The organism is Mycetocola reblochoni REB411, assembly GCF_900163835.1.
In the GTDB taxonomy this organism is placed as follows: Bacteria; Actinomycetota; Actinomycetes; order Actinomycetales; family Microbacteriaceae; genus Mycetocola_B; species Mycetocola_B reblochoni.
This window is the reverse complement of record NZ_FUKR01000030.1, coordinates 1-7,674: the sequence shown is the minus strand read 5'-3', so window position 1 is coordinate 7,674 and position 7,674 is coordinate 1. Positions and strand designations below refer to the sequence as shown.

Below are 7,674 nucleotides of genomic sequence, written 5' to 3'. Positions count from 1 at the left end.
GGCCGTTGAGGGCTCGGCCTATCCGCATCGGTATCAGAACTATCTGCCCGTCGCGAAGCGATCCTCACCGCCGCCTGATGGTGCTGGGCGGGTAAGGGCGGTGAGGATCGCTTCGGCGACGGGCTGATAGTTCTGATACCGATCCGGATAGGCCGACACCTCAACGGCCTGAGCTGCTTCGCCTGGGTCGAGCTGCTGCCACCCAGGAATGTCGAGCAGCCCGCGCGGTGAGGGGTAGTTGGGGCCGGCCGGTCCGCCGTAGAACGCACGCGCCTGGTAGTTCGGGTCCATGAGCTCCGCGACGGTGCCCCACCCGGCTTGCGGCCGCATCTGGAACAGGCCGAGAGAATCATGATCGGAGGCATCCCCATCGTTGGGGAAGTTCGCGGATTCGGGGTAGGTGCCGGTGTTGGCGAGCATCCGCAGGTGCGACTCCGTAAGCGCTGCCATCAACGCGATCACCACCCCCGGACGCCCCACCCCATCCGTCTGCCCTCCAACCGTGATGATCGCCGCGGCGTGGGTGAGCTGCTGACGATTCAACGTCACTGTTTCACCGTTCTTCGTGGTCGCAGTGAGTGAGTCCGGGATCGGCCCCACGATCAATGACCCGGGCGCGCAGGCGGCAATAGCGGGGTTGGCGAGGACGGCGACGGAGAGGAGCACAGTCGCAGGACCAAAGCAGACCGCGGCGACGGCGAGGGTAGCGAGGAACTTACGGAGCATGGCCGGTCACCGCAGCGGGTTGTCGAGCAGTGACAACCGCAACAACGAACAGTTCTCGGTCATCGGATCAGCGGGTGGCGGTGCGACGTTGCGATCGGGGGTGCAGGTGAGAAACACGGTGAACGCAACCTCGTGAGTGGTGGTGATGCGGTCGGCGCCCCAGTAGCCGGTGCGGTGGCGGGTACCGGTGATCGTATACGCGACCGCGCCGTCGGGGATCTGCCCCGGCGCGGCCTGGACGACCGCGTCATCCCATGCGGCAGGGGTCTCGATCGTGTCGATGGTGAGCCACTGCCGCGTCTGATGCGTCCGCAGTTGCGCCCACGCCTCCGCTGTCGGCAGATACGCGCGCACATCGGATGCCGCCGCGTCCGCTTCCATGTCGGCGGTGACGTTGGCGAGCATCTGCGCGTAATCGGCAGGCCCATACCCACTGCTGGTATCCCAGGTGAACAGCGCCTCCGCGACCGCGCCTGCGATCTCTTCCGGCCCGCCGAGCGCGACCACAGGCTCCGGTTCTGCCGGGACAAGCGTCGGGCTCGTTGCCGTCGGCCCGTCGGGACGGGCGGGTTCAGCGGGTTCGGTGGTCTGTGGTCCGCGGATGAGCCCGTAGACGCCGACTCCGATGAGGAGGAGCAGGATGAGGCCGCCAGCGATCGCGGCGATGAGCACGGTGCGGCGGCGGCGAGCGGTGGGGTCCATCCTGGTGTCCTTTCCGACGAGATTCGGATCACCAGACAGGTGCACCACAACACTCAGGAACAGGAAGGGTACGGAGGGTCAGGCGGGTTCGCGGCGCACGTTTCGTGCAGTGCGGGCGGTATCCAGGAACGCGACGGTCGCGGTGACGGCGTTCTCAAACATCACCCACTGCTCAACCGACAAGGCCGGGCCGATGGTCTCGGGGTCGTAGCGATCAGTCCAGGTGGAGAGCTCATCCCAGAGGTAGACGAACGACCGCACCGGCAGAAACTCCCGCGGCTGCTCCTCAACCGCACGAAGCCGCGCTGAAGCGAGCTGGGCGGGACGCTTCTTCGTCGCAGACTTCGCACGCTCGACAGCGAGTACCGCGAGACGTTCCAAGTCCGCAGGCCGCGCCGTGTCTTCGAGCTCGCGAAGACGGGCAGCTCCTGCGGCGGCGGTGTTGCGGATGCCTGCCGGTTGTCCAGGGTCGCCCGCGAGGGCGTCGAGTTCCGCAAGGGCTTGCGCGGCGCGGATACGATGCTGCGCTCCAGTGATCGACCCGCCCGCATCGATCCGGTCAAGTTCCTCCCGTGCCCGCCGCTTTACGTCGTCGGGCTGTGCAAGGTCAGCGGCGAGATGCTGCAACTCGTTGATGCGTTCAAGCGAGGTGTACGCGTTGCGGCCGGTGACCATAAGCGCGGCCTGCTCGCGGGTCTTCCCGATACCCCCAGCCGACGGTGGGGCCACCGTGGCCCCACCGTGTGACCTGGGGTTTTCCTGTTTCGAAGTGAACCGTGACGCTTCCTGCCGGCCAGTCGCATCCTCGACCATGAGAGCTTTCAGCTCGGCGTAGAGGGTGGCTTCCTCCGTGCGGGTGAGGGGCTTGTGCAGGAGGTTGTCGTCCTGTTCGGCGAGGAGCTGCCCGAGGGTCGTAGAGATACCGGAGCGCACCCACACGTTCACCGTCTTCCACCCGAGCCGGCGGATCGCGGCCAAACGCCGGGCACCGCAGATCAGCATTCCGTCCGGGGTGATCGTGATCGGCTGCAACAGCCCATCCCGAGCGATCGACTCCACCAGCGAGTCGAGGTCGCCGTAGTCTTCGCGGTGACGGCGGCCGGCCCAGATCGAATCCACGGCACGCTCCAGCTCGATATGCCCCGGCTCGCTCATGACCGGCCCCGCATCACGCCGGGGGCTGCGACTCTGATTGCCGCACCCAAATCCGTGTCGTCCATGAGGTATGCCAAGGACTCACCGATCAGCAGCCGCAGCAACACCCCACGGCCCGCGTTCGTACCGGCCAGGTGTAGGTCGGGGGCGCCGAGGATGATCCGCAGCAGCCGGTACCAGGACGGTGCGGGGATGTCGAGCAGGGCGCGGGCGTGCCGATCGCGCCGTAATGACTCGTACGCTCCCGCACGAGAGACGGACTCTGCGAGGCGTGCGCAGATGCACTCGACCGCCGCTCGCGCGACCTCTGGCTCCCACCCGCACCAGCACAGCAACGCGATCGTGTCCTCGACCGCCGACTCCACCCCCGTCGACCCCGACACCTCCACGCGGTCGCCATCGTCGTCATCATCGTTTGCGAAGGGGTCGGCGCGGAATGCGGGGTGGTAGTCGGTGAGGGGGTTTTCGCGGTCGGAGAAGCGTTCGGCGTCATGGAAACTCGAGTATCTGGGCCTGCGCGCCTGATGCACAGAGCACAGCAGCCCGTTGGCTCGGTTTTCTGCGATGCAGGTGATCTGCACGGCGCGGGTGATGACCGCCCACGGATCGTCTGCCCGTCGCACCGAGGGCGTGCGCATCGCCTCGAATGCCGCGGTCGCGGCCTCCCACGGGTCGAGGCCGTGTTTGCGTGCGAGGGCAGCGTACTTTTGGGCGGCGTGGTGCATCAGTGCCGCCGCCTCGGGGTCATTCCTCCAGGCGTCGGGGCCTTCGGTGTTGAGGCGGGTGAGGAGTTCGCGGAGCCGTTCTGAGTTCTCGAACCCAGACCCGCGAGCGTCACGGCGTGGGGTGTGGGGTTGTGGCATGGTGGCACCTCCTGACAGGCAGGTGCGCACCGGCTCCCCACCGACCCCGTCGCGCCACCGTCTTCTGCGCATGGCGGTTCACCCCAGCCCGATCCCGGACGGCCGCACCCACGACGACGAGCGGGGCCGATCCTGCGGCTCGAACACATCGAACGACTCGAACACCGCCGACTCCGCAGGTGCCGCGCGTTCCGCTCGGCGATCCCGAATGTCGCGCGCATGATTCCGGGTCGCCCGGTAGGCGTGGCCTGGCGCGCGGCGGGCACGGTGCGCGAGTTCGGTCTGGAAGTTGATGCCGCGGCCAGCGATCCTGGCGGTGCTCGACGCGATCAGATCAGTCGGACGTACCCACGCGATCCCGCGTTCCACACGCGAACCAGGGTCAGTAGTAGTTCCTGAGAGTGAGGGGTCGCGGTGCACGGCGAACGCCGACCGCTCCGCCCCCGCACCGTCGCCCCGTTCGGGCAGCGTCTCCGGTAGCTCGGTGCGGCTGGTCTCTGTGTGGTCGTTCACGAGGTCTCCTCCTGCTCTTCGTTGATGGCTGGGGTGAACCAGCGGCCGACGGTGGAGGGGTGCACGCCCAGGTGCCGGGCGATCTGCTTGTTCGACCACCCCTCCACCTCCCGCAACTGCGTCGCTTCCGCCCGCCGCTCACTCACTGACACCACCGGCATCTCCACTGCCTGCGCCTGCTCAGCCTCCGGTACGGCGACCGCCTGCGATGGAGCGGCGGTCTCTGCCGGCACCTCCTCGATCGCGTCTGTATCCGGCGTGGTGGTGGGGCGGGTGAGGATGACGGTGAGGTGCGTGATCGACAGCAGCACCAGCGGCGGGATCGCAGCGACCGACGCTGCAAGAACCGCCGGGACGTCGGTGTCGGCGGCAATGATCGCGTGGATCGCGTTCGCCGTGACCGACACGACGGCGCCGGCGGCGAGGAGCGTCCAGGGGTACCAGGTCGGACGGGATTGGTTGGCGAGGGCGACGACGGCGACGGTTGCGACGACGATGATGCCGTCCACGATCAACGGCCACGCCCACGCCTGGCCCGCATCAATCCCAGACCGCCGCGCAAGATCAGCAAGCGCGGTGAATGACAGCCAGAATGCGCCGGCGGCGATGAACACCGTTCCCGTGATCGCCGTCACCGCAGCCAACCGGCGACCCCGCGGCAAGACAGTCTCGATGGTGCTCATGAGATCACCCGCCCTGGTGATCCGCGCACCACACGCCGCTCATCCGCCACGGGCTCCACGGACGTGCGCGTTGTGGGGTGGGTGGTGCGGTAGGCGGAGCGGATCGTCGCCATGATCTCCCGCGGCCTGAGCCCCGCGTGCTCTGCCGCCGGGCCCAGTGCGTCGAGGGTTACATCGGGAGGGGCTCCTGATTCTGCGAGTCGGCAGGCGGCCCAGAACAGGCCCCGGTTCCGCTCACCCTCACCACGCCCCGCCACCCAGCCGGCGAGCACTTTCGCATCAGACCCCCGCCGCTCAAACCGAGAAGCGCGCGCACGGTCGAGAGGGATCGGGGTGCGAGGGTCTAAGAACTCGCGCAGCCGCGCCGCATCCACCGGAGCCGGAGGACTACCTGCCGCGACGATCAGCCGGTACGGTGCCCGCACCCCGCCAGGGCGCAGCACCTTCGACGGCGGGGCAATGATGTAGCCACCGTCACCCCGGAAATCGACATGCGCCCGCGCTGCCTGCCACGACGACTGCACACGGTCGGAGTCTGCCGGATAGTAGGCGTGGAGCCCGCCGGAGGGGGTGCGCACGAGCGCCGCCCACCCCGCCGCATGGCCTTCACGGTGCGCGGTGCGGAAGGCGGGGAATCCGGTGCCGGTCGCGTGCACGTCGACATCGACGACCTCGACCCCGGATGCGGCACCGGTGGGGATGCCGATGTTCGCGGAAGGCCACCTCGACCACCACGCCGCAACCTGCCCCGGATTAGCGGTCGCGTCATGGAACCCACGGCGCACCAGCGGGCGCTTCTCGCCCGGCGCGCATGGAAACACCGGTACTCCGGCCGCAGCGAACCGCGCCGCCGCCTCCGAGAGCGGCATCCCGCCGACTTCGCTGAGCAGATCGACGGCACCCATCACAGGCTCCTCACCGACGACGCCACGGCGCGGCGCGGCTCCTCCGTCAAGGGATCAGCAGTCGTCTCGACCGCAGGCTCGGGGCGTTTCTTCGCTGGGGTGTCGCGGGTGAGGCCGGGAGGGTCACCGTTGCCGATCTGCACCGTGGGGAGCTGGTCGAGAATGCTGGCTGAGGTTTTGCGGACTCGTTCGCCGGTGGCTTGGACGACTTCGACCGGGGACTTCTCCGGCACCGTCGCCGCCCACCCCGACACATACGGGATCGTGTAGTCGCTGGTGTCCATGCCGTGCGCTGCGGCGACCATCAACGCCACCGAATCAGCCTCCACCTCACCAATCCCTCGATGCCCCGTCGCATCCGGGTTGTCCGGCCCGTGCAGGAGGACGTGGGCGAGCTCGTGGACAAGGGTCTTCACCTGTGCGGCCTCGGGCATGTTCTCCCGCACCGCCACCGTCCGCGCACCGAAATCAGTGAGGCCGTTCGCGCCGTGGATCATGCCCTCATGCGGCACCCGCAACACCGTGAACTCCTCCGCCTCCACGAGCCGTGCGATGCCATCCCAGAGACCGTCGGGTGCTTCACCTTCGAGCAGCCGCGGGGAGGGTGGTGCGGGGATCGGGTCGCCTGCGGTTTGGGAGACATCCCAAACGTAGGCGGGGCGGACACCGACCAGGCGGGAGCGCACCGCCTCACCCGGTTTCGCTTTCTCGAACCGGCCAAGCCTGCGCCACGATTCCGCCACCTTCGGCGTGAACGACGCGAACCTGCCCGTCACCGGGGCGAGGATCATGTACCCCGACTGGCCCTTCTCGACCTGCCGGCCGAGTGCCTGCCACTGCTTGAACCCCGCCACATACGACGGCACCGGCTCCGGCACCCGGCCCGCCTCGAATGCCGCCTGATGCTGCACGAAGATCAGCAGCGTGTTGTTGAATGAACGGGCACGAAACCGGGTCGCGAACGTGAGCGCCTGCTTCCAGTCCTCACCCGACACCAACGACTCCACCGCGCCGGTGAGTTTTTCATGCAGGGCGTCGAGCTTCGCATCCCGCGCAGCCCGTTGTTCCTCGGTGGTTGCCATCGTCGTCCTCCTTCCGCGAGGCTCCGCACACGGCGGGTGACCTCTGCGACCAGAAGGTGCGCGAAGGGACTCAGAGACAACAATCGAGACGGACGACGGACAGATTGTGAGCGACCGCCAGGTGCATCACTGAACCCGACGTGGTCAAACCACCACTACCTCACACGTGGCCAGCCTGGTGATCCGAGCATCGAATCATGGTCGTTTCACCCGGACGCACGCGCGTTCACTCGGGGTACGACGGCAACGGAATCTGCCGGCTGATCCGGCGATACTCACTCGGGGCGACACCGATACTCCGTCGAAACTGCCGGGCGGCGAAGTCAGGATCACCCCAACCGACAGACGCCGCAACGACCGAGATTGGTGATTCCGTGGCTTTCAGCAAGTGCGCCATTCGCTCCGCACGCAGCATCGTCAGATACGCGATCGGGGACTTTCCGAATGCCTGTGTGAAGACGCGCCGCAACTGCGACGGAGACAAGTGGACTGCTCCCGCCAGCTCAGGAACTGACCAACGACGATCCATATCTCTGGCGAGGAGCTCTGCAGCTATCCGAGCTTCGGCCCGCAACGGTCGGAACGCGCGATGCCTCGGTGTTGATGGCACAATCGTGCTCCGCTGTGTCGATGTGACTCGATCGCCAGTGACCGCGAGGTGCGGAACGATGACATCGAGCACAGCGGAGAGCAGCGCCTGCGCCCGGTAGAAGTTGTTCGAGTGCTGACCGTCAGCGCTCAGCGCTGCGAGTTCGTCCAGCCATGGCATCAGTAGCCCCGCGCGGTCCTCCCCAAGCCGGACGACCTGCGCTGGCTCCGCGTAACTTGCTTCGAGGAAGTCGCTTGCATCGAGACGATCCTTGAAACGTGCGGCATGCTGCCAGAACACCTGATCGATCACATAGTCACGATCCAAGTACAGCGTTGTGGTCGTAACCCAGCCCTCAGGCTCAGCACCACAAAGCGTATTCGCAGCGAGAACCACGACATCGGGACTGCTGCACGTTTAGGTGACAGTTTGTAGTCACGCCGCGAGGGCGACGTC

9 protein-coding genes are annotated in these 7,674 nt (G+C 67.2%); all 9 read right to left on the bottom strand.

Annotated elements, in window-relative coordinates; genetic code table 11:
- Positions 1-39: 39 nt before the first annotated feature.
- Positions 40-726: a hypothetical protein gene (locus tag FM119_RS04960; protein WP_338065660.1), complete on the bottom strand. Its 687-nt coding sequence runs from the start codon at positions 724-726 to the stop codon at positions 40-42.
- Between the two features lie 6 nt (positions 727-732).
- On the bottom strand, positions 733-1,428 hold the full coding sequence (locus FM119_RS04955; protein WP_087136581.1) for a hypothetical protein: 696 nt from the start codon (positions 1,426-1,428) through the stop codon (positions 733-735).
- A gap of 78 nt (positions 1,429-1,506) precedes the next feature.
- Entirely contained in the window at positions 1,507-2,583 is a 1,077-nt protein-coding gene (locus tag FM119_RS04950; RefSeq protein WP_087136580.1) for a ParB N-terminal domain-containing protein, read from the bottom strand.
- Positions 2,580-3,446, bottom strand: a complete 867-nt coding sequence (locus FM119_RS04945; RefSeq protein ID WP_087136579.1) for a hypothetical protein — start codon at positions 3,444-3,446, stop codon at positions 2,580-2,582. Before FM119_RS04945 ends, FM119_RS04950 begins: the two co-directional genes overlap by 4 nt.
- Positions 3,447-3,524: 78 nt before the next feature.
- Positions 3,525-3,815, bottom strand: a complete 291-nt coding sequence (locus FM119_RS04940) for a hypothetical protein (RefSeq protein WP_087136578.1) — start codon at positions 3,813-3,815, stop codon at positions 3,525-3,527.
- Positions 3,816-3,955: 140 nt separating this feature from the next.
- Positions 3,956-4,642 (bottom strand): DUF2637 domain-containing protein, encoded by a 687-nt coding sequence (locus tag FM119_RS04935; RefSeq protein ID WP_087136577.1) that lies wholly within the window; start codon positions 4,640-4,642, stop codon positions 3,956-3,958.
- The gene (locus FM119_RS04930) at positions 4,639-5,547 is read right to left on the bottom strand and encodes a bifunctional DNA primase/polymerase (protein ID WP_087136576.1); all 909 of its coding nucleotides are present in this window, start codon (positions 5,545-5,547) and stop codon (positions 4,639-4,641) included. Before FM119_RS04930 ends, FM119_RS04935 begins: the two co-directional genes overlap by 4 nt.
- Positions 5,547-6,629, bottom strand: a complete 1,083-nt coding sequence (locus FM119_RS04925) for an ArdC-like ssDNA-binding domain-containing protein (protein WP_087136575.1) — start codon at positions 6,627-6,629, stop codon at positions 5,547-5,549. The genes FM119_RS04930 and FM119_RS04925 overlap by 1 nt, the downstream gene beginning before the upstream one ends.
- A gap of 226 nt (positions 6,630-6,855) precedes the next feature.
- Entirely contained in the window at positions 6,856-7,530 is a 675-nt protein-coding gene (locus tag FM119_RS04920; protein WP_245827273.1) for a helix-turn-helix transcriptional regulator, read from the bottom strand.
- Positions 7,531-7,674: the final 144 nt, after the last annotated feature.

What these genes read in the sequence shown, in the direction of transcription:
- FM119_RS04960 (WP_338065660.1), bottom strand. Translation starts at nt 726, where the DNA reads ATGCTCCGTAAGTTCCTCGCTACCCTCGCCGTCGCCGCGGTCTGCTTT.
- FM119_RS04935 (WP_087136577.1), bottom strand. Translation starts at nt 4,642, where the DNA reads ATGAGCACCATCGAGACTGTCTTGCCGCGGGGTCGCCGGTTGGCTGCG.
- FM119_RS04925 (WP_087136575.1), bottom strand. Translation starts at nt 6,629, where the DNA reads ATGGCAACCACCGAGGAACAACGGGCTGCGCGGGATGCGAAGCTCGAC.
- FM119_RS04950 (WP_087136580.1), bottom strand. Translation starts at nt 2,583, where the DNA reads ATGAGCGAGCCGGGGCATATCGAGCTGGAGCGTGCCGTGGATTCGATC.
- FM119_RS04955 (WP_087136581.1), bottom strand. Translation starts at nt 1,428, where the DNA reads ATGGACCCCACCGCTCGCCGCCGCCGCACCGTGCTCATCGCCGCGATC.
- FM119_RS04945 (WP_087136579.1), bottom strand. Translation starts at nt 3,446, where the DNA reads ATGCCACAACCCCACACCCCACGCCGTGACGCTCGCGGGTCTGGGTTC.
- FM119_RS04930 (WP_087136576.1), bottom strand. Translation starts at nt 5,547, where the DNA reads ATGGGTGCCGTCGATCTGCTCAGCGAAGTCGGCGGGATGCCGCTCTCG.